General features: G+C 62.4%; 1 protein-coding gene. It reads right to left on the bottom strand.

Annotated elements, in window-relative coordinates; translation table 11 throughout:
• Positions 1-457, bottom strand: a 457-nt coding sequence (locus D7Y13_RS42660) for a PAS domain-containing protein (protein ID WP_147452700.1), incomplete at both ends; no start/stop codon positions are given.

The raw sequence follows: 457 nt of genomic DNA on the forward strand, positions 1-457 counted from the left end.
GTAACCGGCTCTGCTGACTCCAAGTGCACGACCGAGAACCTCGGCGGCGACGTAGGAAATTTCTTCTGGGTCATCGAAGTCGCGGGTTCGGGACGTGAGTTCCGCCAACACCGCGTGGCGCAACTCCGCACCTTTGCGCTCAGTAACATCCCACAGAACTCCGATGACTCGGCGGGGCTCACCCTGCTCCGATACGTGCAGTTGGCAACGCAACCCAAGCCAGCGAACTTCGCCGTCGGCACGAATAATGCGATAGTCCGTCTCCGCGTAACGCTCCCCTCGCTCCATGGCCTTGCGGCCCTGTTCGGCCATGCGCTCCTGCTCGCCGGGATAGTAATAGGATCGGAGCGTCGCGATGTCCGGAGTGCTGTCCTCCGGCAGTCCGAACAGTCGGTTGAGGTCCGGCGACGACACGAGTGTCTCGGTTGCGAGGTCGACTTCCCAGACGGCCATGCGA

Origin of the sequence: Corallococcus praedator, assembly GCF_003612125.1 — a bacterium.
Lineage (GTDB): Bacteria > Myxococcota > Myxococcia > Myxococcales > Myxococcaceae > Corallococcus > Corallococcus praedator.